Origin of the sequence: Synechococcus sp. UW140, assembly GCF_900474295.1 — a bacterium.
In the GTDB taxonomy this organism is placed as follows: Bacteria; Cyanobacteriota; Cyanobacteriia; order PCC-6307; family Cyanobiaceae; genus Synechococcus_C.
In genome coordinates this window covers 21,397-47,132 of sequence record NZ_UCOB01000018.1, presented here as the reverse complement: position 1 = coordinate 47,132, position 25,736 = coordinate 21,397, and the positions used below count along the sequence as shown (strand labels likewise).

At 59.8% G+C, this 25,736-nt stretch carries 28 protein-coding genes; 14 read left to right on the top strand and 14 right to left on the bottom strand.

From position 1 onward, the window contains the following. Nucleotides 1-146: 146 nt before the first annotated feature. Genes DXY10_RS07090 through DXY10_RS07075 form a run of 4 tightly spaced genes read right to left on the bottom strand, consistent with a single transcriptional unit; the run spans nt 147 to nt 5,004 of the window. The gene (locus tag DXY10_RS07090; protein WP_115017770.1) at nt 147-947 is read right to left on the bottom strand and encodes an inositol monophosphatase family protein; all 801 of its coding nucleotides are present in this window, start codon (nt 945-947) and stop codon (nt 147-149) included. Nucleotides 948-953: 6 nt separating this feature from the next. Continuing rightward, on the bottom strand, nt 954-2,702 hold the full coding sequence (locus DXY10_RS07085) for a TolC family protein (RefSeq protein WP_115017812.1): 1,749 nt from the start codon (nt 2,700-2,702) through the stop codon (nt 954-956). A gap of 24 nt (nt 2,703-2,726) precedes the next feature. Beyond that, nucleotides 2,727-4,124, bottom strand: a complete 1,398-nt coding sequence (locus DXY10_RS07080; protein ID WP_115017768.1) for a TIGR03279 family radical SAM protein — start codon at nt 4,122-4,124, stop codon at nt 2,727-2,729. A 19-nt stretch (nt 4,125-4,143) separates the two neighbouring features. After that, a complete protein-coding gene (locus DXY10_RS07075; protein WP_170955733.1) occupies nt 4,144-5,004 on the bottom strand; it encodes an undecaprenyl-diphosphate phosphatase in 861 nt (286 codons plus the stop codon). 145 nt (nt 5,005-5,149) lie between these two features. Between DXY10_RS07075 and DXY10_RS07070 the strand changes: the two genes are divergently transcribed. The 3 genes from DXY10_RS07070 to nadB all read left to right on the top strand — a co-directional run bounded on the left by DXY10_RS07070 (nt 5,150) and on the right by nadB (nt 8,140). Then, nucleotides 5,150-5,881, top strand: a complete 732-nt coding sequence (locus tag DXY10_RS07070; protein WP_115017765.1) for a DUF3120 domain-containing protein — start codon at nt 5,150-5,152, stop codon at nt 5,879-5,881. A 112-nt stretch (nt 5,882-5,993) separates the two neighbouring features. Further along, nucleotides 5,994-6,371: a photosystem II complex extrinsic protein PsbU gene (gene psbU / locus DXY10_RS07065; RefSeq protein ID WP_115017763.1), complete on the top strand. Its 378-nt coding sequence runs from the start codon at nt 5,994-5,996 to the stop codon at nt 6,369-6,371. Nucleotides 6,372-6,454: 83 nt separating this feature from the next. Beyond that, nucleotides 6,455-8,140: an L-aspartate oxidase gene (nadB, locus tag DXY10_RS07060; protein WP_115017760.1), complete on the top strand. Its 1,686-nt coding sequence runs from the start codon at nt 6,455-6,457 to the stop codon at nt 8,138-8,140. A 21-nt stretch (nt 8,141-8,161) separates the two neighbouring features. Here nadB and DXY10_RS07055 read toward each other — a convergent pair whose 3' ends face one another. After that, nucleotides 8,162-9,103: a vitamin K epoxide reductase family protein gene (locus DXY10_RS07055; RefSeq protein ID WP_115017758.1), complete on the bottom strand. Its 942-nt coding sequence runs from the start codon at nt 9,101-9,103 to the stop codon at nt 8,162-8,164. A 123-nt stretch (nt 9,104-9,226) separates the two neighbouring features. On the opposite strand from DXY10_RS07055, the gene rimO reads away from it, so the two are divergent. Together rimO and DXY10_RS07045 are read left to right on the top strand one after the other, a co-directional pair. Next, nucleotides 9,227-10,624, top strand: a complete 1,398-nt coding sequence (gene rimO, locus DXY10_RS07050) for a 30S ribosomal protein S12 methylthiotransferase RimO (protein WP_115017756.1) — start codon at nt 9,227-9,229, stop codon at nt 10,622-10,624. Further along, the gene (locus DXY10_RS07045; RefSeq protein WP_115017753.1) at nt 10,621-11,853 is read left to right on the top strand and encodes an MFS transporter; all 1,233 of its coding nucleotides are present in this window, start codon (nt 10,621-10,623) and stop codon (nt 11,851-11,853) included. The genes rimO and DXY10_RS07045 overlap by 4 nt, the downstream gene beginning before the upstream one ends. Nucleotides 11,854-11,871: 18 nt before the next feature. On the opposite strand, the gene DXY10_RS07040 is transcribed toward DXY10_RS07045, so the two are convergent. Beyond that, a complete protein-coding gene (locus DXY10_RS07040; RefSeq protein ID WP_115017751.1) occupies nt 11,872-11,964 on the bottom strand; it encodes a cytochrome B6 in 93 nt (30 codons plus the stop codon). 177 nt (nt 11,965-12,141) lie between these two features. Between DXY10_RS07040 and DXY10_RS07035 the strand changes: the two genes are divergently transcribed. Next, on the top strand, nt 12,142-13,716 hold the full coding sequence (locus DXY10_RS07035) for a B12-binding domain-containing radical SAM protein (protein ID WP_115017747.1): 1,575 nt from the start codon (nt 12,142-12,144) through the stop codon (nt 13,714-13,716). A gap of 41 nt (nt 13,717-13,757) precedes the next feature. Here DXY10_RS07035 and DXY10_RS07030 read toward each other — a convergent pair whose 3' ends face one another. Both DXY10_RS07030 and DXY10_RS07025 read right to left on the bottom strand, forming a co-directional pair. After that, nucleotides 13,758-14,141: a DUF4346 domain-containing protein gene (locus DXY10_RS07030; RefSeq protein WP_244282001.1), complete on the bottom strand. Its 384-nt coding sequence runs from the start codon at nt 14,139-14,141 to the stop codon at nt 13,758-13,760. Between the two features lie 10 nt (nt 14,142-14,151). Next, the gene (locus DXY10_RS07025; RefSeq protein ID WP_115017807.1) at nt 14,152-15,351 is read right to left on the bottom strand and encodes a GNAT family N-acetyltransferase; all 1,200 of its coding nucleotides are present in this window, start codon (nt 15,349-15,351) and stop codon (nt 14,152-14,154) included. Nucleotides 15,352-15,478: 127 nt separating this feature from the next. Here DXY10_RS07025 and DXY10_RS07020 point away from each other — a divergent pair, with 127 nt between their 5' ends. Next, nucleotides 15,479-15,868 (top strand): hypothetical protein, encoded by a 390-nt coding sequence (locus DXY10_RS07020; protein WP_115017742.1) that lies wholly within the window; start codon nt 15,479-15,481, stop codon nt 15,866-15,868. Here the strand turns inward: DXY10_RS07020 and DXY10_RS07015 are convergent. After that, nucleotides 15,838-16,524, bottom strand: coding sequence for a dihydrofolate reductase family protein (locus tag DXY10_RS07015; protein ID WP_115017740.1), 687 nt, complete (start codon nt 16,522-16,524; stop codon nt 15,838-15,840). The two genes, DXY10_RS07020 and DXY10_RS07015, sit on opposite strands and share 31 nt — an antisense overlap. Before the next feature lie 17 nt (nt 16,525-16,541). Next, on the bottom strand, nt 16,542-17,489 hold the full coding sequence (locus tag DXY10_RS07010) for a 6-carboxytetrahydropterin synthase (RefSeq protein ID WP_115017737.1): 948 nt from the start codon (nt 17,487-17,489) through the stop codon (nt 16,542-16,544). 92 nt (nt 17,490-17,581) lie between these two features. Here DXY10_RS07010 and DXY10_RS07005 point away from each other — a divergent pair, with 92 nt between their 5' ends. Beyond that, nucleotides 17,582-18,187, top strand: coding sequence for a shikimate kinase (locus tag DXY10_RS07005; protein ID WP_115017734.1), 606 nt, complete (start codon nt 17,582-17,584; stop codon nt 18,185-18,187). On the opposite strand, the gene DXY10_RS07000 is transcribed toward DXY10_RS07005, so the two are convergent. Next, on the bottom strand, nt 18,138-18,404 hold the full coding sequence (locus tag DXY10_RS07000) for a chlororespiratory reduction protein 7 (protein ID WP_115017731.1): 267 nt from the start codon (nt 18,402-18,404) through the stop codon (nt 18,138-18,140). The genes DXY10_RS07005 and DXY10_RS07000 overlap by 50 nt on opposite strands. Between DXY10_RS07000 and DXY10_RS06995 the strand changes: the two genes are divergently transcribed. Further along, on the top strand, nt 18,403-19,170 hold the full coding sequence (locus DXY10_RS06995; protein ID WP_115017728.1) for a DUF6816 family protein: 768 nt from the start codon (nt 18,403-18,405) through the stop codon (nt 19,168-19,170). The two genes, DXY10_RS07000 and DXY10_RS06995, sit on opposite strands and share 2 nt — an antisense overlap. Here DXY10_RS06995 and DXY10_RS06990 read toward each other — a convergent pair. After that, complete coding sequence (locus DXY10_RS06990) at nt 19,082-19,807, bottom strand: glutathione S-transferase family protein (protein ID WP_115017804.1); 726 nt, start codon at nt 19,805-19,807, stop codon at nt 19,082-19,084. The two genes, DXY10_RS06995 and DXY10_RS06990, sit on opposite strands and share 89 nt — an antisense overlap. A gap of 560 nt (nt 19,808-20,367) precedes the next feature. Here DXY10_RS06990 and DXY10_RS06985 point away from each other — a divergent pair. The 5 genes from DXY10_RS06985 to DXY10_RS06965 all read left to right on the top strand — a co-directional run bounded on the left by DXY10_RS06985 (nt 20,368) and on the right by DXY10_RS06965 (nt 24,767). Then, on the top strand, nt 20,368-20,574 hold the full coding sequence (locus DXY10_RS06985; RefSeq protein WP_115017726.1) for a DUF751 family protein: 207 nt from the start codon (nt 20,368-20,370) through the stop codon (nt 20,572-20,574). 6 nt (nt 20,575-20,580) lie between these two features. After that, nucleotides 20,581-21,006 (top strand): 30S ribosome-binding factor RbfA, encoded by a 426-nt coding sequence (gene rbfA, locus DXY10_RS06980; RefSeq protein WP_115017802.1) that lies wholly within the window; start codon nt 20,581-20,583, stop codon nt 21,004-21,006. Between the two features lie 2 nt (nt 21,007-21,008). Further along, nucleotides 21,009-22,682: a glycoside hydrolase family 3 N-terminal domain-containing protein gene (locus DXY10_RS06975; protein ID WP_115017799.1), complete on the top strand. Its 1,674-nt coding sequence runs from the start codon at nt 21,009-21,011 to the stop codon at nt 22,680-22,682. Between the two features lie 70 nt (nt 22,683-22,752). Continuing rightward, complete coding sequence (locus DXY10_RS06970) at nt 22,753-23,961, top strand: glycosyltransferase family 2 protein (protein WP_115017723.1); 1,209 nt, start codon at nt 22,753-22,755, stop codon at nt 23,959-23,961. Then, a complete protein-coding gene (locus DXY10_RS06965; protein ID WP_115017721.1) occupies nt 23,958-24,767 on the top strand; it encodes a uroporphyrinogen-III synthase in 810 nt (269 codons plus the stop codon). The genes DXY10_RS06970 and DXY10_RS06965 overlap by 4 nt, the downstream gene beginning before the upstream one ends. Here the strand turns inward: DXY10_RS06965 and DXY10_RS06960 are convergent. Both DXY10_RS06960 and DXY10_RS06955 read right to left on the bottom strand, forming a co-directional pair. Continuing rightward, nucleotides 24,731-25,264: a hypothetical protein gene (locus DXY10_RS06960; RefSeq protein WP_244281999.1), complete on the bottom strand. Its 534-nt coding sequence runs from the start codon at nt 25,262-25,264 to the stop codon at nt 24,731-24,733. The two genes, DXY10_RS06965 and DXY10_RS06960, sit on opposite strands and share 37 nt — an antisense overlap. Nucleotides 25,265-25,283: 19 nt before the next feature. Then, nucleotides 25,284-25,733 carry an SRPBCC family protein gene (locus DXY10_RS06955; RefSeq protein WP_115017717.1) on the bottom strand — a complete coding sequence of 150 codons (450 nt, stop codon included), beginning with the start codon at nt 25,731-25,733 and terminating at the stop codon, nt 25,284-25,286. Nucleotides 25,734-25,736 lie beyond the last annotated feature (3 nt).

Genomic DNA, 25,736 nt, shown 5'->3' with positions numbered 1-25,736 from the left:
CGGCTCCCGCGCAGTCCAAAACCATAACCCACAACTCACCCAACTCGCAAGCCCTAATCCTGAAAACCCACACTCCGCCAACCACTGACAGCCCGAAAGCCTGTGAGGCAGCTGTTTCCCTCACCCTCGCAGTGCCATTGCACTGATCAGTGAAGCAACGCCTGCCCCCATTCATGCAAACGTTCCAGCATGTCCTCGTTGCTTGCAACCACGACAGGGAAATCAGCAGACTCCAAATCCTCGCCAACAACGAGATCAGCAGGCTGTCTGTCGAGCCAGATCAAAGGACAGCCCAATTCACTCAACACCAACCAGGCTGCAGCCATGTCCCAGATTTTGGGAGTGGCCTCGAGAGCACCAACGGTCTGCCCCAGCGCCACACTGAGCAGATTCAAACTTGCGACGCCCAACAGGCGAATCTTGCCCGGGAAACGGCGGTCTGGCCGCTGCTGAAGCACACGAATCGCCCGGCTGCAGAGCGAGATGCAGGCGCTCCCCGAGGTCGTGCGGGTTTCTGGTGTGAGGCGCTTACCGTTCCTCCATGCTCCCTTGGCACGGATGGCGACGATCCTCTGTCGTAAAGACGGCACATCCAGAAACACCTCAGAGGGTGCACCATCCACCCAGCGAGCCACGGAAATGGCCCAGTAGGGGATCCCTGCCGCAAAATTGGTGGTGCCATCCAGCGGGTCCACCACCCAGTAGGCCTGGGTCGATGGAACCAACTTGGAACCCTCCTCACTCAGCACCCCTTCCCCTGGAGCGATTGCTTCCAATCCCTCGAGAATGGCCTGATCACTCCAACGATCACAGGTGGTGATTAAGGTTCCATCCGGCTTGAGATCAGAAAGGATGTGACCAAAATCCTGTAACTGCCGCTCAGCCACCCGATCGAGCAGCTGATGCACGGCATTGAGCTGCTGAGAGGTGAGAGCTTGAGCCACGATTGGGATTCACCCCTCTGAATTCAAAACAGAAGCTTGGCAGGCCGGCCGACTGAAGGTGGGTTCGATCGGCACGGTGTAATCCTGATCCTCAACCGGTTTGGTGCTGCTCAAACTGACGGGAGCACAGGCCATCACTTGATCCAGGCCAGTGCGGCGACGCAGCTGGGCCAAAGAGATGTTGTAGGTCGTCACCGCATCGGCGTAGCTGACTTCCGCATTGGTGAGGTCACGTTGGGTGTCAACGACTTCCCGTTGCGTCGTGACCCCGGCCTGGAAGCGAAGACGAGCCAAGCGCAGGGATTCCCTCGAGGAAAGGACCTCACGAGAGGTGGTGTAGATGTCCTGATTGGCTGTGCGTAGGTCGTAAAAGCTATCTTCCACTTCCTGACGGATCTTGTCCCGTTCGGAAGCGAAATTGAATTCGCTCTCCTCGGCCTTCTGCTTATTGAGCCGATACTGGGCGCGAGCACGGCCACCATCAAAGATATTCCAACTTGCATTGAGGGCCACGGTGTTGCTGGCATTCCAGGAGTAATCCGCCATATCCACGGATTCAACGGAGGTCTGACCCTGGGTTCGCGAGGTGGAGAATGTGTTCACCAAGCTGAGGATGGGTTGTACAGCAGCCAGTGCAGCATTGGCATTGCTGTTGTTGATCGAGACATCAAGGATGAAGCGATCAAGCTCCTCGCGGAAGGCATAGGCCGCAACAATGCTCTCCTGAAGAGATGGTTGCCAAACACCTCTGACTCGAGCGGGAGTGGCCGCGGTGGGCGTCACGTCTTGAGGCAAATCCAAAAGAGCGGCTAGGGCACGACGGGCCTTGTCCTGATTGCCAAGCGCTTTGCTGAGCAGCTGCTGATCTCGCGCCATCTGCGTTTCAGCCTCGAGCACCTCAAGCTTCGTGGACACACCGGCTTCAAATCGAGCCTTGGCATCACGCAAACTCACGAGCGAAACCCGCACCGACTGCTGACCGATGCGCACCTGCTCATCTTGGCGCTGCAGATTGAAGTACTGGGTCGCCGTGTTGAGGCGAAGCTCCCGGAGCGCAATCAGGTAGGTGTCACGAGCCTTTTCATAACTGTCACGAGCTGAGGCGATCTGCGGAACTCGGGCAGGATCGATCAAGTTCCACTGCACTTGAGCAGCGAAGTTTGCCTTCCACTGACGGCTATAGCTATCAGACTCAGCTGGATCACCGGTGAGTGGATTAAGACGACGTTCACCGGTTGTGGGGTTAATCAAAAAAGAGGGATTGCGGTACTGCTCTCCCTCCAAATATTCAGGCAAACCATTCGCCGTCAGGTTGACTGTTGGATACCAGGCCGAAATCGCTGCTAGCAACTGCGATTTGGCCTGCTCGACCTGACTGGCCGCTGCCTTCAGACTTGGATTATTCACCTCAGTGAGACGTTCGGCCTGCTCAAGGGTGAGCGGGCGCAGCTCACGGATCCTCACCTGGGAGGGCTTATCAGGAAGAGCTAGGGAAGGAGGGGCCTTGAACGGTGACAGATCCTCGGGCAACTCAGTGGCTGCTGGAGGCAGGAGCGAGTCATCCGCCTTAGGGCGAGACCCTTTCACCTCAATGGCTGTAGGGAGTTTCGTCTGATCCAACAAAGCCCCTTCTGAGACCTGCTCAGAGGTTGGAGCATCAGCCGCGGGGACGTCCTCAGCCCGGAGAGGAGACAAAGTGGAGGCCGTGGCGGTCAACGTGCCGGCAATGAGGAACAGGCGGGCAGCAGTCCGTCTCACAGCAATACGCAAGCTGGGCGGAGCTTAGGGGCTTTTGGGCTGATGACCGAGGACGACGGTCACGATGTCAGCTGCTCCATGCACGATTCGAATCGGCACTGACAAGCGTTGCTCCAATTCAGCCAAGGTCATGTCATCGAGAAACACTGGCTCGTCCTGACGAAGCATCACCGATGGCAGCAGCAGCTGATCACCGAGGTTGCAACCCTCGAGTCCCTGAATCAGATCCTGACCCGTCAGCAGACCTGTGACGACCTGGTCTTGCCCCCAATAGGGGCTGGGAAGACCATACAAACTGAGAGTGACTCCATCCACTCCATTCAGACGGGCCGTGACCGGAGCCAGGGCCTGATCCACCAGCCGACCGACCACCCAGCTGCTGTGCAAGGGCTGATCAAGGCAACTGGGGAGGTCTGCGCTGGCAGCATCGAGCGACTCCAAAAAAGCGCGAATGCTGCCCACACCGTTTTCCTGCTGGGGCAAATCCTCATAACTTTCCCGTGGGGGCAGCGGCAAACCGGCCATCAGATACCACTCATCTGACAACCAAGCAAAACGACTACCAAGACGCTCCTGAAACTCCAGTTGCAGGGGCTCCACACGGGCGATCACAGCACGTGCATCCTCAGGCGACACCGCCATGAGACCATCCTGATCGGGCCGAAAGCGGGTCAGGCCAACAGGCACCACGGCTGCAGAGAGCACAGCCGGCCAGTCACCACCTGCGTACTCACCAAGATCTTGAAGGGTGCGTTCAAGGGAGTCACCATCGTTAATCCCAGGACAAACCACGACCTGGGCATGAATCTGCAGATCCCTTTCAGCAAACCAGCGCACCTGGTCCAACAGCAAACCAGCCCTGGGATTTTTGAGTAAACGAGCTCTGAGCTCCGGTTCAGTGGCATGCACTGAAACGAACAGTGGAGACAGGCGTTGCTGCTCGATCCGCTGCCAGTCGGCATCGGTCAGGTTGGTGAGCGTGAGATAGGAGCCGTAGAGAAAGCTCAGACGGTAGTCGTCATCTTTTAAATACAGACTGCTGCGCCGGCCTGGCGGTTGCTGATCAATAAAACAGAAAGGGCAAGCGTTATTGCATTGGCGCAGGCCATCAAAAAGCGCCTCGCTGAACTCGAGGCCCAGGCCATCATCAGCATCCTTTTCCAGATCCACTTGATGCAGATCACCCGCAGCATCTCTCACTTCCAGGCGCAACTCTTCATCAACGCAGAGGTAGCGGTAATCGATCAGATCCCGGGGTCGAATGCCATTGATGCTGAGCAGTTGATCTCCAGGCTCAAAGCCCAGCTCCTCACCAATCGAACCGGACTCAACAGCCACAACAACGGCTGGGACCGGTTGACGGGCGGAGGAGTTGAGATCTAGCGCCGCAACAGCGACACCAGCAGAGGGCTCATTCCACACGTGGAAGCTGCTGCTGTACTCAGTTTGATCCTGCTGTCATCCACCAGGCCAGAAGCAACACCCCGAAGAGCAAGCGATACGCAACAAAGATCCAGGTGCTGTGGCGCTGCAGATAACGGATCAACCAGTCAATCGCCAGCCACGACACCACAGCAGCGGAGACAATCCCCACCAACAATGGCAGAACACCGCCTGAACTTGGGTCGGAAAAGGCATCCTTCAGCTCCACGAGACCGGCAATGCTGATGGCCGGGATCCCCAAAAGGAAGGAAAAGCGAGCTGCATCGGCCCGCTGCCATCCATCAAAGAGAGAAGCAGTGAGTGTGCTGCCGGAGCGGGACACACCAGGGATGAGAGCCAGCACCTGGGCCAGACCCACCACGAGGCCATCGCGCCCCTGCACCTGATCCAGATTTTTAATCCGAGGACCCAACTGTTCTGCCAAAGCCAGCAGCAGGGCCATCACGATCGAGACAATCGCAATCGCTGGAACGCTGCGCAAAGGGGATGTGGCGTAACCGGGCCAGAACACCTTGATCAGAAATCCTGCCAACAAGATCGGCAAGGTGCCGACTGCCATCGCCAGTCCGAGCCTGGCCTGTGGTTCCCTCCACTGGCCGCGAGCCACTGCAGCCGTGATTCCTCGCAGCACATTGTTGAGGTCGTTGCGGAAGTAAGCAATTACCGCGGCAATACTGCCGAGCTGAATCACGGCGGTGATCGACACACCAGGATCTCCCCATCCCGCCAGCACGGGCACAACCTTGAGATGGGCGGTGCTGCTGATGGGCAAAAACTCCGTCAGTCCTTGCACCACCCCAAGAATCAAATTGCGCCAACAGGCTTCAAGCAGCCCGGGTGCCGCCACCACGTCAGTCATTGCAAAAGCCAATGCATCAGGACGCTATGCGGTTGCCGGCATTGGCGCCAGCCTCCTTTTCTTGGAAGCATCTTCTAAGGTTTCGGTCCTTACTGCACAAACGGAGGCATCCCTTTTGCCCAGCGGCCTGATCCAAAGCAAAGTCATGGATCGCCGCAGGCTGGATGTCCTCCCCGTACTGGACACCCCCTTCGTCCATAGCGTCTCGCAAACACCACTGCGCCTGTGGAGTAGTGCGCTGGTGGTGTTGCCGGTGTTTCTGCAGGCCCCTTGGGTGCGCATTCATCCATTCAGCGCCAGCCTGTTCACCATCGTGCTGATGGCGGTAGCCATCCCCCTCGGCTGGCAGCAGCAACCAGTCCGCAAAGACATGGGGGCCCTACTCCTGGGGTTCAGTGGCAGCTGGTTAGCAGGCAGCCTGTTCTGGGGATGGCTGCGAGCTCACCCAAGCTGGCACCTACCGATTGAAGCTCTGGCACTTCCCCTGGCCATCACCGGACTGGGCGGACGTTGGCGACTGGGTTGCACGTTCTATCTCTCCTCCCTGATCGGCACAGCCCTTACCGATTTAGCCATGGCGCTCACGGGCGTGATGCGCTTCTGGCCAGCCGTGGTGCAAGCGCCGTTAACGGAGGCAAACACGCTTCTGAACACCGCAGCAGCGTCCCTGCGCCATCCCTCCGCATTGCTCGTGATGCTTGGCCTGGCGGCTCTGATTCTTGGCATGGCGAACCAAATGCACATGAGGAGTCGTCGCCCAAGCCTGCATTCCGACTGCTGGGCAGTGGCCGCATCGGTTCTGGTGACAACGTTGATGGTGGATGGTCTGTTCCTGCTGATGGCCCTGCTTCAGCCCGCACTGAGTGGACTGATCTGAAACGAACTGCAAAAGCTCGTCATCTGGCCTAGAGATTGGCTTAGACACGCTTGTATGGTGCGTATACCGGCGATGCCGGAAGTCTCGTTCCGATTCCTGACGGAGTGTTCCGATGAAGCGGCTGGTCTCCTGGCTGACTGGTGTGGTGGTGATGACAGGCCTCTTGCTGGGGCTGGTGCTTCCGCAAGCTGCCTACGCCGATTCCATTCGCAACGTTGCCGACGACAAAATTGCCGAACGCGGCGACAAAGTTGACCTGAACAACTCCTCTGTTCGTCGCTTCCAGCAGTTCCCTGGCATGTATCCGACTCTTGCCGGCAAGATCGTGCTCGGTGGGCCTTACAACAGCGTTGAAGATGTGCTCAGCCTCGACCTGACAGCCCGCCAAAAGGAACTGTTCTCCAAGTACCGCGACAACTTCACGGTCACGGATCCCGCCATTGCCCAGAATGAGGGTTTTGATCGCATCAACGACGGCCAGTACCGCTGAGGCCCCGCTCTGAACGATTCGTTCCGATCTGAAACGTCGTTGAAGAAACCGCCGGCAATGCCGGCGGTTTTTTTTCTACTGGCATGAGAGTTGTCTCTGCCCACGGAGACCCCATCCCACCAGGTCCCTGGGATGTGGTGGTGGTAGGAGCCGGTGCGGCAGGGCTCATGACATGCCTGGAGCTGCCCGAAGGTCTGAACATCCTTCTGCTCAACCGCAACACCAGTCGTCGTTCTTCAAGCCGCTGGGCACAGGGAGGCATCGCCTCCGTCACCCGCCCAGACGACAGTGCAGGCAGCCATGCCGCCGACACACTCCAAGCCGGGGCTGGACTCTGCGACGGAGATGCGGTGCGACTGCTGGTGGATCAAGCACCGCAGTGCGTGGAACGTCTGTTGCAAGTCGGGATGGCCTTTGACCGCAACAGTGACGGCAGTCTCGCCACCACGCTAGAGGCGGCCCACAGCCATCACCGGGTGCTGCATGTGCAAGACCAGACGGGTCGCGCGCTTGTGGATGTTCTTCGAGAGCGGGTCGAACAGCGACAGGGGTTGCTGCACAGAAGGGGCGTACGCGTTAGCAAGCTCTGGGTCGAAGACGGTCGCTGCTGCGGCGTGCAGGTGATTGATGGCCCTCTCCTCCACTGGATCCGAGCCAGGGCCGTCGTTCTTGCCACCGGGGGCGGCGGTCACCTTTACACCAACACCACCAATCCGGCTCAAGCAGCCGGTGAAGGGGTTGCGCTGGCCTGGCAAGCCGGCGCAGCAATCGAAGACCTCGAGTTCGTGCAATTTCACCCCACGGCTCTGCATCTGCCAGGAGCTCCCTGCTTCCTAATTTCCGAAGCAGTGCGTGGTGAAGGGGGCGTCCTGGTGGATGGTTCTGGCCGCAGCCCTGTGGCAGATCTGAAGGGAGGTGACCTCGCCCCCAGAGATCAGGTCAGTCGCGCTTTGGTGCACAGCATGCGTCGTGAGGGCACAGACCACGTTGGCCTGGACCTGCGGACCATCCCTCGGGCTCAGGCGCAACGCCGATTTCCAACAATCCTCGAACACTGCCGCGAATTTGGGCTCCAGCCCCTCGACAAGCCATTGCCTGTTGCCCCTGCCGCCCATTACTGGATGGGGGGAATCGCCACCAACCAGCATGCATCGACCAATGTTCCCGGTCTCTACGCCGTTGGGGAAGCGGCCTGCACAGGCGTGCATGGTGCCAACCGGCTGGCAAGCAATTCCCTGATGGAATGCCTGGTCTACGCCCGGCAGCTACGAGAGATCGATCTACCGATCTGGTCAGATGCGAGTCAACGAAGCGTGCGCGCACTTTGTGCAGCCAAGCCCCCCTTAATGACCAATCTGCGCAGCAGCATCCAAGCCTCTGAGCTCACACGCAGCATCGATCGATTGCGTGAACAGTGCTGGGCCGTCGCCGGTGTCGACCGATCTGTCCACGGCATGCAAGCCGTGCTGCAACAAACATTGGAAGCGATGCCGCGCTTCGAGCAAGAAGAAACCTTGGCACTACTGGATGCTCAAGCCTTCGATCAGCAACATCAACTGGAAGAACCCAGTCGCCGGGAGCTCAACCTGCTGCTGGATCTCAACCACCGTCAGCGCACAAGTGCTCTGCTGCTGAAAGCCTGCCTGTTCCGACAGGAAAGCCGCGGAGGTCATTTCCGTAGTGATGCCCCACTGCCAATGCCGCAGTGGCAGTGTCACTCCAGGCAACTCAGGGGACGGATGATCCACACCCGTCCGGTTAGCCCCTAAGACAGCAGTAAAGGGATGGCATCAGAAATCAGAAGGCCCTTTGTAATTCGAGAGGCCTGCCAAGGTTTCGAGAGGCTTGACGCCTGAATCAAGCTGACCATTGATCTCCCAGCTGGGAAAACCTTCAATCCCCTTGCTGGCACAAAGCTTGGGCTGGCCATTCAGACCATCAGGCGCACACTCCACCACATCGAGTTTGTCCGTGGCTTGCTTCCCGAAAAGCTCTTTCTGATCATGACAATGAGGACACCAGTGAGCGGTGTACAGCACAGCCCCTTCTGCGCTGAGATGTTCGGCCAGAGCGATTTTCGCGGGCGAGCTAGGGCTGGTGACGGGTGGCCCCGTGCGCTGGCCGACCGGTGATGCTGCAGGCCGGTTGGGATCGACAACAGAAGCCCAGATCAAACTTCCCAACAGCACAGCGAGGGCCAGAAGAACACCTCGAAACAGCAACTTGGCAGGGTCATCCCAACCACCACCGGCCACCGCCAGGACAACAAGCGTTAAGGAGATCAGTGCCGATAAAACACAGAAAAAACAAAAGGCCTGAATCTTGAACACCATCAGGCCGATCAGCACCAAGCTGAACACCGCCATGGCAAGAGAGACCGTAAACAGACCCCACCAAGTACGGCGGGACAGATCTGTTTTGTTTTCCGCCAACCCGGGCAACAAAGGCCCAATCGCCATCACCAGCACCGCTAGGTAAGCGAGCAATCCAGCAAACGACAGCGGAATGGTGAAGCCATCTCCTTGAAAAAGAGTTCCCCACACACTGCTGAGCACCTTGTCGCAGCCATCTCCTCCAACAGGGCAGGTCAGAGGACCCAGCAGATTCCAGCGTTGAAGCGTGATCGAACCGGTATCGATCACGCCAACAGTGGCCAGAACGGCCATAGCGATCCGCACCCATTTCGAGCCCGGGTCCTGGCGGCGGCGACTGGTGAGGCGCGTGGTGGCCATCGAGGCTGTTCAGGTACCAGTCATTTTGGCAGGCATGGCTGCCTTCTTCAGCTCCAGAGCTGTGAGGCTTGGATCAGAGCGTTGCAGGTGCAACCGTAAGGTGAAGAATTAAGTGGTGCGGCCATGGCGGCAAACGCAACGACCGCAAGTGCAAAGGCAGCACGGCCGACAGTGGCCTTCGCACATCTGGGCTGCGAGAAAAACCGGGTGGATACCGAACACATGCTCGGCCTGCTCTCAGAAGCGGGTTATGGCGTCAGCAGCGACGAAACAGATGCCAACGTTGTGGTTGTGAACACCTGCAGTTTCATCCAGGACGCCAGAGAAGAATCGGTGCGCACCCTGGTGGGATTGGCCGAACAAGGCAAGGAACTGATCATCGCCGGATGCTTGGCCCAACATTTCCAGGAGGAACTGCTCGAATCGCTTCCCGAGGCGAAAGCGATCGTGGGCACGGGTGATTACCAGCACATCGTGGACGTGCTCAAGCGGGTTGAAGCCGGAGAGCGCGTCAATCAGGTGAGCAAAACCCCCACCTTTGTGGGCGATGAACACCTGCCGCGCTACCGCACCACTGGCGAAGCCGTGGCCTATTTGAAGGTGGCCGAAGGCTGTGATTACCGCTGTGCCTTCTGCATCATTCCCCACCTTCGCGGCAACCAGCGCTCACGGCCGATTGAATCGATCGTGGCCGAAGCCCATCAGCTGGCGGCCCAGGGCGTGCAGGAGCTGATCCTGATCAGCCAGATCACGACCAACTACGGACTCGATCTCTACGGCAAGCCTCGGCTGGCAGATCTGCTCAGGGCCCTTGGCGAAGTGGAGATTCCCTGGATCCGAGTGCACTACGCCTACCCCACAGGGCTCACACCAGAGGTGCTGGCTGCATACCGGGAGGTGCCCAACGTGCTGCCCTACCTCGACCTCCCTCTTCAACACAGCCATCCTGATGTGCTGCGCGCCATGAACCGCCCCTGGCAGGCCGACGTGAACGAACGCCTGCTGGATCAGATCCGTGAGCAACTGCCGGATGCCGTGCTGCGCACGACGCTGATTGTCGGATTTCCTGGTGAAACGGAGTCTCAATTCGAGCATCTGGCCTCGTTCATCGAGCGTCAGCGCTTCGACCATGTGGGCGTCTTCACGTTCTCCCCGGAAGACGGCACACCGGCAGCCACCCTTCCTGACCACGTTCCCCAGGAGGTGGCCATCGCTCGCAAGGACAAACTGATGGGCCTGCAGCAACCCATTTCAGCTGCGGGCAACGCCAGCTGGGTGGGCCGCACGGTTGATGTTCTGATCGAACAACACAACCCCACCACCGGCGAGATGATTGGCCGCTGCGCACGCTTCGCTCCGGAGGTGGATGGAGAGGTGCTGGTGCAACCCAGCGATAACGGCATCCAGGCAAGCCCGGGCACCATGGTGCCTGTGCTGATTACCGGTGCCGACGTTTACGACCTCACCGGCAAGCTGGTCGGAGCAGCCGACATGGTCACAGCGGCGCGCAGCGCCTTGTGAGAGTCGATTCCAACTGGCACCAACGGCAACGCACTATCTTTCTGATCGCTTCAGGCCTGAGCACGGCGGGCTCCTTCGCGGGACTCACGGCCAAGGGCTGGATTTTGATGAGCGGCACCCAGAACGCGATGCTGCTGGCTCTGCATTTCGCCGCCCTCTCCTTGCCAACCCTGCTGGTCAGTGGTCCTGCCGGGGTGCGAACGGACCGAATCGGTTGCGAACAGGTTCTGGTGCAGGCGCAGTGGGCTCTGCTCGGAGCGGGCCTGATCGGTGCCCTTGCGATTCCCCTACTCAACGGCAAAGCACAGGTGAGCGTGCTCCTGCTCAGCACACTGCTCATGGGGGTGGCCGGTGCATACGAACTGACAGCCCGCAATAAATACTGCGCCCTGCTAGTGGATGAACCCCAGCAATTGGCCCCTTACCTCACCAGCTTTTCCGTGGTGTTCAACGTGGGGAAGCTGGTGGGACCACCGATCGGCGGCTGGCTCGTAGCGCTAACGGGACCGGCCATGGCCCTGAGCATCGATGCCTTTAGCTACCTGCTACCGATCGCCAGTGTGATTTGGCTACTGCAGCCCAATACAGCTCAGGAGCAACGCAGCACCGGTTCCAGCAGCGCATCACTGCGAACAGCGTGGAACGACTGTGGACCGATTCTGCGCAACGTCCTGCAGTTCACGGCTGTGATCTGCGTTGTGGGTTTCTTTCATCCTGGCCTGGCGCCTCTGATCGCTGCCGACACCCTCGGCCCTGATCCCCGAGACCTTGGTCTTTTCACCAGTGTTCTGGCGGCTGGAAGCATTGCCGGTGGGGTGGTACTGCAACGCAACAGCCACAAATTCAGCCGTCGACCCGCGATGACACTGGGATGCTTCGCCTTGATCACCGCTGTGGCGCAACTGGGCATGGCCAAAGGGGGATCGGTCACCATGGTATTAACCATGGCCCTGCTCATCGGCGCAGGCACTGCAGGCCTGCTCAGCAGCGCCAACATGATCACCCAGGTGGGCACACCTCAGATCATCCGCGGACGCATGGCCGGACTCAGCCAGATCGCCTTTCTTGGTGGGGGTGGGCTGAGCGGTCTGATCGCTGCAGCTCTCGCGACCACAGTTGGACTCAGTCACACCTTCGCCATCACAGGCGGTGTGGGGCTAGTGCTGGCTGGTTGGGAAATCTGGAGGCGTGGCGAAACCGTTCTCCCTGAGAGGACGGAAACAGAGTGAAGATCCGCTGCAAGAGCTTCAGATCAACTTGATTCCACGCAGTACTCCACCGATCACAGCAGCGGCGACAAGGCCTGCACCAACCAGACCCAGATAGAAGACAACACCCACGGCAGTGATGGCAAGACTGGTCTATTAGATCAGACCCGAGGGCTGGCACAGCCAAATACCCCTTAAGGTTGTCGCATTCGATTGACTGATCTCGGACGGGCCAGCGCCCAAGTTCGGCCACCTGCTTCTGCTCCGGCAGCACACCGTTCCCCATCTCTGCCCTGTCGCAGCGCTTCCATGCGAACCCTTTTTGTTTATCCGGAGTTCCCGAAAACGTTCTGGAGCTACGAAAAGATCCTTGAGCTGGTGAACCGCAAGGTGCTGCTCCCACCCCTTGGGCTAGCGACTGTGGCTGCACTGCTTCCTCAGGAGTGGGAGATGAAGCTGGTGGACCGCAACGTGCGGGAAGTTAGCGAAGCCGAATGGGACTGGGCGGAACTGGTTGTGATCTCAGGCATGATCGTCCAGAAGGACGACATGGAGAAACAGATCTCCATCGCCAAAAGTCGTGGACTGCTTGTCGCTGTCGGCGGTCCTTATGCCAGCTCTACGCCAGACGCACCGGAGATTGCCAAAGCCGATTTCAAAGTGCTGGATGAGGGTGAAATCACCCTGCCTTTGTTTATCGAGGCGATTCAACGCGGAGACACCAGTGGAAGATTCAGCGCAGAAGGCGACAAGCCCGATGTCACCGGAACACCCATTCCACGGTTCGACCTGCTCCAGTTGGATGCTTATGACTCCATGAGCGTTCAGTTCTCTCGAGGCTGTCCGTTCAACTGTGAGTTCTGCGACATCATCGTGCTGTATGGCCGAAAGCCACGCACAAAAACTCCTGAGCAGCTTGTGGCTGAGCTGCAGTCGCTGTACGACCTTGGCTGGCGGCGATCCATCTTCTTGGTCGATGACAACTTCATCGGCAACAAACGCAACGCCAAACTGCTGCTGCCGCAAATCAAGGCCTGGCAAGAAGAACGGGGTTATCCGTTCAGCTTTGCCACGGAGGCATCCGTCGACCTAGCTGATGACGACGAGATGATGCGAATGATGCACGAGGCTCGCTTCGAAAGCGTCTTCCTCGGCATCGAAACACCAGACGAAGCCAGCCTGGAAACGGCCCGAAAAGTACAGAACACCCGCAATCCACTGGATGCGGCAGTGGATCGAATCACGGCCAATGGCATCCGGGTGATGGCCGGATTCATCATCGGTTTTGATGGCGAGAAAGAAGGGGCCGGACGCCGGATTGTGGACTTCGTCACCCGCACTGGAATACCGGCCGCGATGATGGGAATGCTGCAGGCACTGCCCAATACCGCGCTGTGGCATCGACTGGAAAAAGAAGGGCGCCTGATCCAAGACAAGGATGCCGCCAAAGGGGTCAACCAGACCAACCTTCTCAATTTCGAACCAACCCGTCCGATCCGGGATATTGCCAATGAATACGTCGAGGCGTTCTGCGCTCTCTATGAGCCCAATGCCTACATGGATCGAGTCTATTCCTACTACTTAAAGATGGGAGCACCCCGCTGGAAGGGGTCCACCAAACTTCCAACCCTCACGGATCTTCGCGCTCTCGCGATTGTGATCTGGCGTCAGGGCCTTAAGCGCAATACCCGCAGCCGTTTCTGGCGCTACATGATCGGTATGGCACGAAGCAACCCGGCCATGCTCGAACAGTTCCTTGTGGTGCTTGCCCACAATGAGCATTTCCTCGAGTACCGCTCGATCGTGCAGCAAGAAATTCGTGACCAGCTCGAATCTCTGCCACCTGAAGAGCCGAAAAGCACCCGCGAACTCCAACCCGTCTGATCGAGGTCAACGAGCTAACCGGGTTGCCCTCTCAGTCAGGCTTAGTCCTGCACGTAATCCACACCGCTCAGCATCGCCTGCTCGGCCCGCTGAAGCTCCCGTCCGAGATAGAGCGCATGGTCTAAGCAGCTGAGGGGGTGAGGGCCCTCCCCCTCGGTGAGTTGAATGCCCATCTGTTTCGCGGTTCGGGAGCGGTACACAGCTGCTGCAGCTCGAGGAGCACTACCCCGGCACTCCAACACTTCACCGGTCTCAGGATCAGTGGCTCTGCCGCTTGCGTCGACGTCATTCGCGAAGTGCTCAACAACCAACTCAAGGGTCTCCCGGTCCACACGGATGAGGAAATAGCCAGCTGGATCAAGCGCAATGAAGCGCTGAGACAACTGATCATCCAGAGACTGCAGCTCCTTCAGTGGTTCAACCATCTGCATGGATTCAGCCATGGTCACAGGCTACAAATGACAAGGAGGGCGGCTCCACTTTGAAGGGCAGCTCAGCATTAATCGCTTCAATCTCCTCTTCCATCAAGGCATTCGCCCGAGGCAACCACTGGCGGATCAGACCATCCATGGCCGGGTGATACCAACGGTGGAGGCTGGCTAGAGGGCGAGCCACAAAACCACGACGGCGCTTGTGGCTGCCACCCGCTCCAGGATCGAATCGCTGCAGTCCCCTCTTCAGGGCCCAAGCGATCGGGGCGTAGTAACACACCTCGAAATGCAAGCAGTCGATCTCCTCCTCGCTGCCCCAGTAGCGCCCCCACAGCTGCTGCTGGTCATGCACGCACAGCGACATCGCCACCGGTTCACGCGCATCGCCACGATGGGCACTAAAGAGAACCACCCTCTCTCGCATCGCCGGGGATGCCAACCGATCGAAGAACGAGGCCTCGAGATATTTGCTTCCCCACATCCCCCACCGGGCACAGTGCTGCTCATAAAAACCATGCATGCGCTGGAGCAGGCTGGTATCAAGGTCGGCACCACTGAGTGGTGTGACGCTGAGGCCTGCCTGTTCGACAGCACGACGTTCGCGCTTGATATTGCGACGCTGATTGGCATTGAAGCCAGCCAGATAGTCCGCGAAGGTCTGCTGACCATCCGCCGTCCAAAGGCTCTGCTGATTGATCCAGGTGGCGCATCCGGCTGCCTCCGCCAAAGGCTGCCAAGTGGGATCTACGTAGAGAAAATTGCAGCTGAGAATGCCATTGCGAGAGGCGAACTGGTCGATCAGCTCCAACATCACGGCCGTGAGTTCCGCAGCGCTCTCGCCTGGGGCGATATGAAAGCGATAGCCCTGGACCGGGCTCACCGGACTCATCCCCACAAGCTTGGGGTAATAGCGCTCTCCCAGATCGGTAGCCAAACGCGCAAACGCTTGATCAAAAACAAACTCTCCATAGCTATGCCCCTTCAAATACAGGGGTGCCACGCCGACGAGCTGATCGTCGGAGCGCCACACCGAAAGATGCAAAGGCTGCCAACCAAGCTTGGGCACAATGCTGCCCGATTCCTCAAGGGCAACAAGCCAATCCCAGCAATAGAAAGGAGAGACCTCCTCCCCAACCAGCCTCTGCCATTGCTGTTCAGGGATCTCGCTCAGAGAGCGATGCCAACGGGCAGACAGCGCGGTCATGGCCGGCGAAGGCAAGGCGGATGGGGCGACCCTAACGAGCAGGCGCTGGCTGTGACCAGACTGAAACTTTGGCGCCGCTTCCAGCGTGAACGGTTTTGCGTCGACCCAGCCTGGCCTTTGGCTCGTCATGCTCCTGCTGCTGGGAGCCGGACCACAGACCGCCCGAGCCGGCCTGCTTCAGCCGCTGCTGGATTTGCTGCGTCCCCGCCTTGAGACACACCTCACACAAAGCTGCACCTCCCTGCTGAGCGAGGCGACCGAAGGGCTGGGCCAAGGATTCAGCACGCTGGAGAAACAGCCCTGCAGGTCTTTGGCCAAACCCGTGAGTGCCTGCTTGATTCGTGAAGCCGGTCGCACCGGCAGAGAACTGGGGGTCCTCACCGAGCTGCTCAGAGGCCATATCGGCGATGACTCCGAGGTGGTGATCCAGCGCTGTCTGACCTCCCTGATAGGACTGCCAACCACCGAACTGAATCCTGGTCTGCTTCAAACGCTGCTCGAACGCCTGCGCCGATAAAGCACCATCAACTCGTTGCTCTCAAGGGGCATGCACTCCTGCAAACTCCAGGCATCCGCGACAGCCAACGCTGAGGGCAGGCTCTCCTCAGTAAAGGGAATCCAACCGTGGCGCCCTCCGAGCACCCGAGGGGTGAGGGTGAGTTGAAGCTCATCAACTGCATCAGCCAGCAGCAAGGAACTGGTTAGAGACGCTCCTCCCAGGAGGAGAAGACGATGCAATCCCTTTGACGCCAGCCCAGCCAGCGTCTGACGCCAGGAATCGGCCATCACTTGCACGTGATCAAAGCCGGGAATCAAGCCATCAGGCAGGGAAGGATCGGCAGGGCGCAGAAGCTGTCGTTCAAGCGGCTGATGAAAAAAAGGCCAATCCAGGGGGAACTGCGGCTGCATCCGTGAGGTCACCACCAGCGCGGAGGGTTGGGGGGATCGTCCTGCTGCCAGACGCTTTTGCAGCAGCTCGGGATCATGAATCAGGCAGGTGCAGCGATGGGCCCGCAACGTACCCGCACCGATCAAACAGCCATCAGCCCAAGCGAGGGCTCGATCGAGCACCTTACGGTCACCCTCACCACCCAAATGAGCAGCCCCACCCTTCGGCGGGGCTAGACGTCCATCAAGGCTGATGGCCAGCACCAGCCTCAGCGTGTGCGGCATGGTGGAGGGGGGAGGACTCAGGACGCCATGACCGCCTCAAGGGCAGCAGGCTGCATGTCCAACTGAGGCACTTCGGCATAGACCTCAGCGGCATTGTTTGGACTTTCCTGCAAACGCACCTTGTGGAGATGGGCGCCAATGGCCTGAATCGGTGCCGAGAGGCGGTCAGCAATGTGGAGGGCAATGTTCTCAGCTGTCGGAACGCACTCAGCAAAGAAGGCCACGTCTTTGTTCAAAAACGTGTGATCGAAAGGTTCCACCACCAAATCATCCACCAATCGCTGCAGTGCCGAGAGGTCACAGACCATGCCGCTTCGGGGATCGATTGTGCCGCGCACCGTCACATCCACCAAATAGTTGTGACCATGGCCATGGGGACGGGCACACTTGCCATAAATGCGTTCGTTCTCCTCCTGGCTCAATTCCGGACGCGCCAACCGGTGAGCGGCGGCGAAATGAGTGCGGATCGTCAGGAAGGCGTCCATGGGATGTCCGAGATAGTCGGCCCAAAGGCCCGGTTGTTCGTAGAGACGTAGCGCCGTGATCGGCAGATGCGGGGTGAGACGCTGCCAAATCGACCTCACCAACGCTTCGGTGGTGGGGAGGCAACCAGCGGGTGTGGAAACATCGAACTCTGGCCAAGCCTCATTGAGGAAGCGAAAGTCGAGCTGGCCGGTCACCTCAGTGCGGATCGCATGCTTCACCTCTGAGAGATTGAGCACCATGCCATCGGCATCCAGGCCCCCGGCCATGGACACGATCAGCTCGTAGTTGTGACCATGGCCAGGAGCCAAAGCACAGGGTCCGAATCGCGCAGCATTGTCATCTGCACTCAATTCAGGCAGCCAGTAGCGGTGACTGGCACTAAAACAGGCTCTACGGGTGATCACACACCCCCTGCCCTGGCCATGCGTCGCCGTCTGAGGCAGATCTGCGGCACATGCCACAGCTGAGGGTTCAGTCATGGCGTGGTAAGTCCAGCGGGCATCCTAGGGAGTCCCGCGGTGCAACCGACCAAGGCCTGACGCGACTCCACCCTGAACGCCTGCCGCACACCATGACTGAACCATCCCAGAACGGGCCCCACCCGCTTCGTTCCCGACTGGGGGGACGCAACCTCTACCTGGTGGGGATGATGGGCAGTGGCAAGAGCAGCAGTGGTCGTCCTCTCGCCAAGCAACTCGGTTACGGGTTCGTGGATGCCGACCCGGTGATCGAACAAGTGGCCGGTCGACCCATCCCCAAGATCTTTGCGGAGGAGGGCGAAGAAGGATTTCGCGCAATCGAATCCCAGGTTCTGCAGGCGATTGGCCAGCGCCATTCCCTGGTGGTGGCCACTGGCGGCGGAGTGGTGACCCGGCCGGAGAACTGGGGGATTTTGCATCAGGGTGTGGTGATCTGGCTCGCCCCAGACAGGGAACGCATCCTCAAGCGTCTGGCTAACGACCCCACCGAACGGCCATTGCTGGAGACCGATGACCCCACGGCCTCCCTTGATGCCCTGCTCAGCAAACGCAACCCCTTCTATGCGGAGGCTGACCTCCATCTCAGCGTTGGCGACCAGTCAGCCGAAGAGGTGGCGGCCATGGTGCTGGAAGCGATTCCAACCATCCTCAGCTCGAACCAGGAGGCTCCAGACGGACCGCAAACCACTGAAGGTTGATACCTGGCTGCAGTTCCAGGTCACAGGCCGTGTCCAGCAGTCGCAGGGCCGCCGCCGCCACCGAGCCCTGTGCATCAAGGTCTTCAGGCAGAGCATCAAGTGAGGTCAGGTGCTGTTCAAGCCATGCCAAGGTGTCGTCGGCACTCAGCAGCTGTTCCGGCTGACCGGGCTCCAGCACCACGTAGTGCTCACAGGCACGGATCAGGGGATCAGACATGGCGCAACGGCTGCTGACCATCATCATCAGCCTGCTCTCGATGCAGGCAGTGATTTTCGTGGATGCCAATCCAGCCTGGGGGGCGAAGGACTGGCTGGATGAGCGACAGCAGGCCTGGCCCCACTGGCAGCTGCCGGCACCATTGCCGCGGCCTCGTCAGCACCAGGACCTGATCTATCCCGAGTGGCTGAAGGGGGAATGGATGGTGGAGAGCACTGATCTGGCCGACCAAAGCAAGCTTGAACATCCGGCTCGCTTCCATACGCTCCATCCGCTGATCGATGGCAAGGCCGACGTGGTTGGAGACCGGAACTTCAATGTCAGTGCGATCGGCGAAGCCCTTCTCGGTGAGCAACTGCTGTCAGTGGAGCAAGCACCGGAACAGGTCAATCGCCAGCTGGCCCATCTCTCGGACGATCGAACACTGGAAACAACCGTGATCGGTCGTCGTCAGAAGTCCACCGATCAAAGGCCGTTTGTGAGCGATGAGCTGGTGCTCCAGATCCTGCATGGCAAGGGTCCTCCACGCATCAGCAGGATCGAAACCCTCAGCCGATACAGCCTCTGTGCGGACGACAACAACCTGATCTGTGCCGAGCAATGGCAAGCCCGATACCCGGGGCCTGGAGCCCAGTCTTCAAACCAGGCCTTGAACACAAGCCATTACCAGCTACGGCTCACACGGCAGCGGGATCAGCCTGGAGGAGCTGATCCTCGAGTTGATCCCTCCAACGGAACAGGGATTGCAAACGGGGATGATCACTAATCCCAGGCACCCCTCGACCTGCCAAGGCTTCTCCGGCGGAGGGGGGGAAACGGAGCAAAGACAACTGGGCAGCGACGGCGAGATCTGCAATGGTCAGGCCATCTCCGACCAACCAAGGACTGACGTCAACCGCATCAGACAGTTGAATCAGGCTGGCGAGCATGGCTGAACGCTCCCCCTGATCAACCACCTCACCAAGCCCCTGCAGCCATCCACCAGGCAGTGCACCCACCGTCTGGCGAAGAGGTGCGGGGAGAGCATCAGGCAATAAGGCAGCTAAGAGACTCCCATCCCCTACCGCCGCCTGGGCCAGGGCGACTCTGGCGGCCGCTGCCAGGGTGGTGTCTGCCCAGTCCTCCAGCAGATGGGACTGGGCCCGTTCCCGTGGGTTGGCAGGGATCAAACAAGGCGCAGGATGGTGTTGTTCAAGATGCAGTGCAATTGCACTGGAATCGGACACGACCGTGTCGCCATCCACAAGAACAGGGACCTGACGCTGACCGGAGAGACGAAACACGTCGATTTGGCCCACGCCGGGGGTCACCTCCAGGACGCGAAAGCTCAGAGATTTGGCCTGAAGGATCATCCGCACCTTGAGACAAAAGGCGGAATGACGGAACTGATGAAGCTCCAACATGGCCTGCACCAACCAGGGAATGGAAGGGTAGCCATCTGAATCCGACCTTCGCCATCTCCCTGCGGGAGGTTGTCGTCTCTACTCAACAAGGTTTGCGACATCACAGTCGGATCCCGAACAAGAAGAATTCCGAACAGGTGACGGTTGTAGTTTCATCCCCCAAAAGAATCTGCCAAAACCAAATGCATTTTTTCAAAGGAAAAATGATTGAGATTGAGACTCTTCACCTCACGAAAACTGTCCAGGAATGAGAGTGAAGCGGCAACAGTTGCAAGATCCAACTCCCAGAGCCGCTTGGGCGTGACCAACCCAGGCATTGCCATCCATGACACTGCTGGGCAAGCGTTTGTCCATTCGTAATGTCAAGGCTTCCAAAAAGGCCTGGCATCACATCGATTCATCTCGCTGCTCGAGCCACTCATGCGTCATTTGGACGCCCTAAAATTCGGTTCAGAACCTCGTTGCTTCCGTCTCGCGCGCTTTGTCCTGGGCATGCCAGCCCACAGCCAAGACTTGCCCACGTTCATTCCACCCAGCCAAACCGACTGCAATAACTGACCATGAGAGATTTTTTCGTCAATGTGACGCGCTATCCGCGTTACCTGATCGCCTTCGGGCTGGGAGTCCTTAATTCTGTCGCCGAACCATTGGCAAGGCGCCGCAGCAATCCGGTCACCGCCGTAGCCCTCATCGGTGCCCTGATCAGCGGCATGATCAGCTTGAGCCTGGTGCTCCGTGCCATGGTGACGCCATCACCTCTGGCTTGATTGGCCATGGCACCGGGACGGCGAGTGGAGCGGGTCGCGGCCCTGATCAGACGCGAAACAAGCGAACTGCTCATCCATGGGATCCGCGATGAGCGGGTGCATCAAGGGATGGTGAGCATCACCGAAGTGGAAGTGAGCGGTGATCTCCAGCACTGCAAAATCTTCGTGAGCATCTACGGCGAGGAGCAGCAGCGACAGCAGGTGCTCGAAGGCCTTCAGGCCGCCAGCGGCTACCTGCGCGGAGAGCTGGGGCGACGCCTGCAGATGCGCCGTGCGCCGGAGGTCGTTTTCCAGCTGGATCGTGGGATCGAGAAGGGAACCACCGTTCTCAATCTGCTCAACCGCCTTGAGGAGGAACGGGGAGAACGCGGCGCGATCCCCGCCGGCAGTGATGCAGACCCCGAAAGCGGAGCCGAGCAAGGAGCATCGTGACGCTGGGGTCGTTTCCGTCACCAAGCAGCCGGGCGCTAACGGACGAAGAACTGCACAGGCGGGTAGCAAGCCTGATCGTTGTTCGGGCCAGTGGACATGCCGGAGACCGACAACGGCGCTACCCCCGCTGGGAGCTCAACAATGCCGACTTGCAGCGGCTTCTCCAATCGGGTGTAGGCGGTGTGATCCTGCTTGGAGGCACTTGCGTGGAACTGCAGCAGCGCTGCCTGCAGCTGCGTGATTGGGCAGGCCAGCCGCTGCTGCTCTGCGCCGATGTCGAAGAGGGGGTCGGCCAGCGATTTGAAGGAGCCTCATGGCTCGTGCCGCCGATGGCCCTCTCCAGCCTGTATGCCTCCGACCCTGCACAAGCCGAGACCCTCGCAGAGCATTACGGCGCCTGCACAGGCCGACAGGCCCGCCAGTGCGGCCTGAACTGGGTGTTGGCACCAGTGGTGGATGTCAACAACAACCCGGACAATCCAGTGATCAACGTGCGGGCCTGGGGGAACGACCCAACGACAGTCTCAAAGCTCACACTCGCCTTCCAACGTGGCCTCACCAGGGAGGAAGTGCTGGGGTGTGCCAAGCACTTCCCGGGCCATGGGGACACTGCGGTGGATTCCCATCTGCAGCTACCGGTGCTCCCCCATGACAGGGAACGGCTCGAGCGGATCGAACTGTTGCCCTTTCGGACAAGCATCGCTGCGGGTATCGACAGCGTGATGACTGCCCATCTGGAAATCCCTGCGCTTGATCCCACACGGCCTGCCACCCTCTCGAAGCCGGTCCTGAGCGGACTGCTGCGGCAAGAGCTTGGATTTGAAGGCCTGATCGTCACCGATGCCCTTGTGATGGAGGCGATCAGAAAGCACTACAGCTCGGGTGAGGCAGCATGTCTCGCCTTCGAGGCAGGGGCTGATTTAATCCTCATGCCTGAGGACGCCGACGCGGCGATCAAAGCGATCTGCTCTGGCCTGCGCTCCGGACGGATCCCTTGGCAGCAGCTCGATGCCAGTTTGGAAAGACGGCAGAAGGCCTTACAGCGCATCAACACTGCAGCTCCTGAACAACAACGCAGCGAGCACTCCACCCACCAGCTGCTGGAACAGGAAAGCCCAAAAGAACGAGCGTTCAGCACCGAACTCGTGGAGCTGACCTGCCAGACCAACGGCGGTCGCATCCAAGCTGCAGCGGCAGGCGAGGGCATCAATCTGATCCGTGTGGATGGGGTGCTGCCCTGCCCTCAGCTCCATGCCACGGCTCCAGCCCTCCTGCTTCCGGAACAAGCAGGCTTCAGTCCGTTGATCATCCACCCGATGGCGGTGTCAATCTGGCGGGACGACCAGCCTTCTTCCCCTTTGGCGCTGGAGCGACTAGGGAACGGGCCTGTGCTGGTGCAACTATTTCTGCGCGGCAATCCCTTCCGAGGCGGCCGCGACAGACAAGAACCCTGGGGGGATGCCCTCGCCCAGCTACAACGCGCAGGTCGGCTTGCCGGGGTTGTGATCTATGGCAGCCCATACAGCTGGGAGGCCCTGCGGGCGAGGCTTGAGGCCGAGATTCCGGCCGCCTACAGCCCAGGCCAAATGCCCGATGCCCAGCACACCGCCCTGAGGCGTCTGATCACGCAGCCTGAGGCCACGGGCGCTGAGCCAGGGCAGGGTTTCACCGACTGACATTCAGCCACAGCAAACGCAGCAGAGCCAAGGCGAGGGCCGTAGCCTCAGCGCGAACCGTGAAGCCTCCATGCTCAGCCTCTCGATGATCGTGCGCGATGAGGCCGATCGGATCGAGGCCTGTCTGGCCTCGGTTCGGGGTCTAGCCAACGAGATGGTGGTGGTCGACACCGGCTCAACGGATGACACCGTGCAGCGGGCCGAAGCCGCTGGCGCACGGGTGGAACACTTGCCCTGGCCGGGAGATTTCGCACCCGCCCGCAATGCGGCACTGGAGCACGTGAAAGGTGACTGGGTGCTGGTTTTGGATGCGGATGAACAGCTCCTGCCCGAGGCCATTCCCGCCCTGCAGGAACTGATGACCGAACCCGATGTGTTGGTGATCAATTTGCTGCGCTACGAGAGGGGTGCGGCCATGGCCCCTTATTCGAGCGTCAGCCGGCTGTTCCGGCGTCATCCACGCCTGCAGTGGAGCCGTCCTTACCACTCAATGATCGACGACAGCGTCGAGGCCCTACTCCGCGATGAACCCCAGTGGCGCATCGTCAATTGCAGCGTTCCAGCACTGCTCCATGACGGCTATCGCCCCGAGCTTCTTCAGGGCAGTGACAAGGCCCAGCGGCTGCAACAGGCCATGGAGCAATGGCTGAGCGAGCAGCCTGGTGATCCCTATGCCTGCGCCAAGCTGGGCGCCCTTGAGGTGGCTGCAGGAAACCGAAATCGAGGCGTCGCTCTGCTGCATCAGGGCCTCGCATCCCTGGGGGAAAGCATGGATCGCACTGCTGAGCGGTATGAGCTATTGCTCCATCTCGCCATGGCGCAGCGCGACGATGATCCCACCACCGCCATCGCCACTTACCAGCAAGCGCTTGATCTGCCGATGGAGCCCCGTCTCAACCTTGGGGCACGCCTCAACCTGGCGGTGCTGCTGATGGAAACCGACCAATTGGAGGAGGCAATCAAGCTCACCACCACCGCCACTGAACAGGCTCCGGAAGTGGCCCTTGGCTGGTACAACCTCGGCCTGATGCAAAGGCGCCGAGGCGACATCGCCGCGGCCATCAACGCCTATACCAAGGCGATTCAGCGCCATCCCAACCACCCTGAATGCCATCAAAATTTGGCGTTGGCACTGCTGATGGGCGGCGACATCGATGGAGCCCGCAACGGCTTCCGGCTCGCCCTCGATCTGCTGCAAGCCCAGGGGCGCAACAACGAAGCCAAGGCGTTGCGCAGCCAGGTGGAGGGTCTGGTGAAACTGAACGAGGCCGGTCGATGAGCTTGCCACTGCAAGGCCGCACCGTGGTTCTGACTCGAGCCCAGGAGCAGCAGGGAGAAGGACGCCGGCGCATGGAAGCACTCGGAGCCAGCGTGATCGACCTTCCCGCCCTGGTGATCGGACCACCGGATGAGTGGGGACCGCTCGACGACGCCCTGGCCGAACTGGATGAATTCCACTGGCTGGTGTTCTCCAGCGCCAATGGAGTAAACGCGGTGGAGGAACGACTGCAGAAGCAAGGGGGAAGTCTGTCTGGACGACCCAGCAGCCTCAGAATTGCCGCCGTGGGGCGCAAGACCGCCGCAAGACTGGAAGCACTGGGCGCTGATGCCGACTTCGTGCCACCCAACTTCGTTGCGGACAGTCTGATTGAACATTTCCCCGTATCAGGCTGGGGGCTGAGGCTGCTGATCCCGCGGGTGCAGAGCGGCGGACGCACCTTGCTGGCCGAAGCCTTCGGGGAAGCAGGCGCGAGGGTCGTCGAGGTGGCGGCCTACGAGTCCCGCTGTCCTGAAAGCATCCCGAATGATGCGGCGGCTGCCTTGGAGGCCGGCGAGGTCGCTGCCCTGACCTTCAGCAGTGGCAAGACCGTGATCCACACCGCCCAGCTCCTCGAGGCACGATTCGGCCCCCAATGGTTGACGCGATTGGACACAGCCAAAGTGGTGTCGATTGGTCCGCAGACCAGTCAGCGCTGTGTTGAGCTGCTCGGTCGCGTCGATCAGGAAGCGGATCCACATGACATCCCAGGCCTGGTGCAAGCCTGTGTTCAGGCCTTGGATTCCACCAAGCAGACAGGTGCCTGAGCCTTGCCCGCCACGGCATAGGTGAGGCAGCCCCGCTGCAAATCAATGCTCAGCACAGACCAATCTTGAGGAAGAAGCGGCTTCTGCTCAGATCCACAGCGGCCAGAGGGGCCGACGCAAATCGCCCCGGAACTCGGGCCGGAATCCTTCGGAAAGCTGACGAGGGCCTGCAACTGTCCACCAACGGACAACACACCCTGAAGTCTGATCGGCGCCGAACCGGCCTGAGAGGTGGAGTCATTCGCCACGCCCCCCCCGGCCAGAGGAGCGAAAGGGTCGACCCGGCCCCGGCTCACAGAGTCTTGAACCTGAGCAGCAGTCGGGAGCGGCGTCAGCACCGCGGGCGGGGCAGCAGGTATCGCAGCGATCTGGTTCTCCTCGGGCGTGACAGCAGGAGCGTCCAATGGACTGCTGGGAGGCATGAGGGATTCATCAGGATCCGGGCTGGCACAAGCGGCCAGAAGAGCAAGCAACACCATCAACAGCTGCCGAGACAACTGATCAGGCCGACACTGATTAGGCCGACACGGTGTAATCGCTTTCCACCAGATCCCGGAATCGGTCAAGGTTCGCCTGCAGTTCCTTGGTAACCATCCCTCCCAGGATGCTTGGTTCCATGAGGGGTGCCAAGACCCCCGGCAGTTCGTATGTAACGCTCAGTTTGACGGCGGTGCGATCGTCAGCTTCTGGATAGAAACGCACGGCACCTTTCGTAGGCAAGCCACCCACCGACTCCCAATGCAACTGCTGGGCCTCTACACGGGTGGTAATCCTGGCCTTCCAGCGAAATCGAAAACCCTGAGCCGCGAGCGTCCAGTCCGTCAGATCAGGGTCATCGAGAGTTTGCACCGATTCAATCCACCGCATCCAATGCGGCATTGCTTCTAAGTCACTCCAAACCGCCCACACCCGGGAGACAGGAGCCCTTACGTCAGTGGTGACCGTGTGTTCAAGCCAACGTCCCATAGA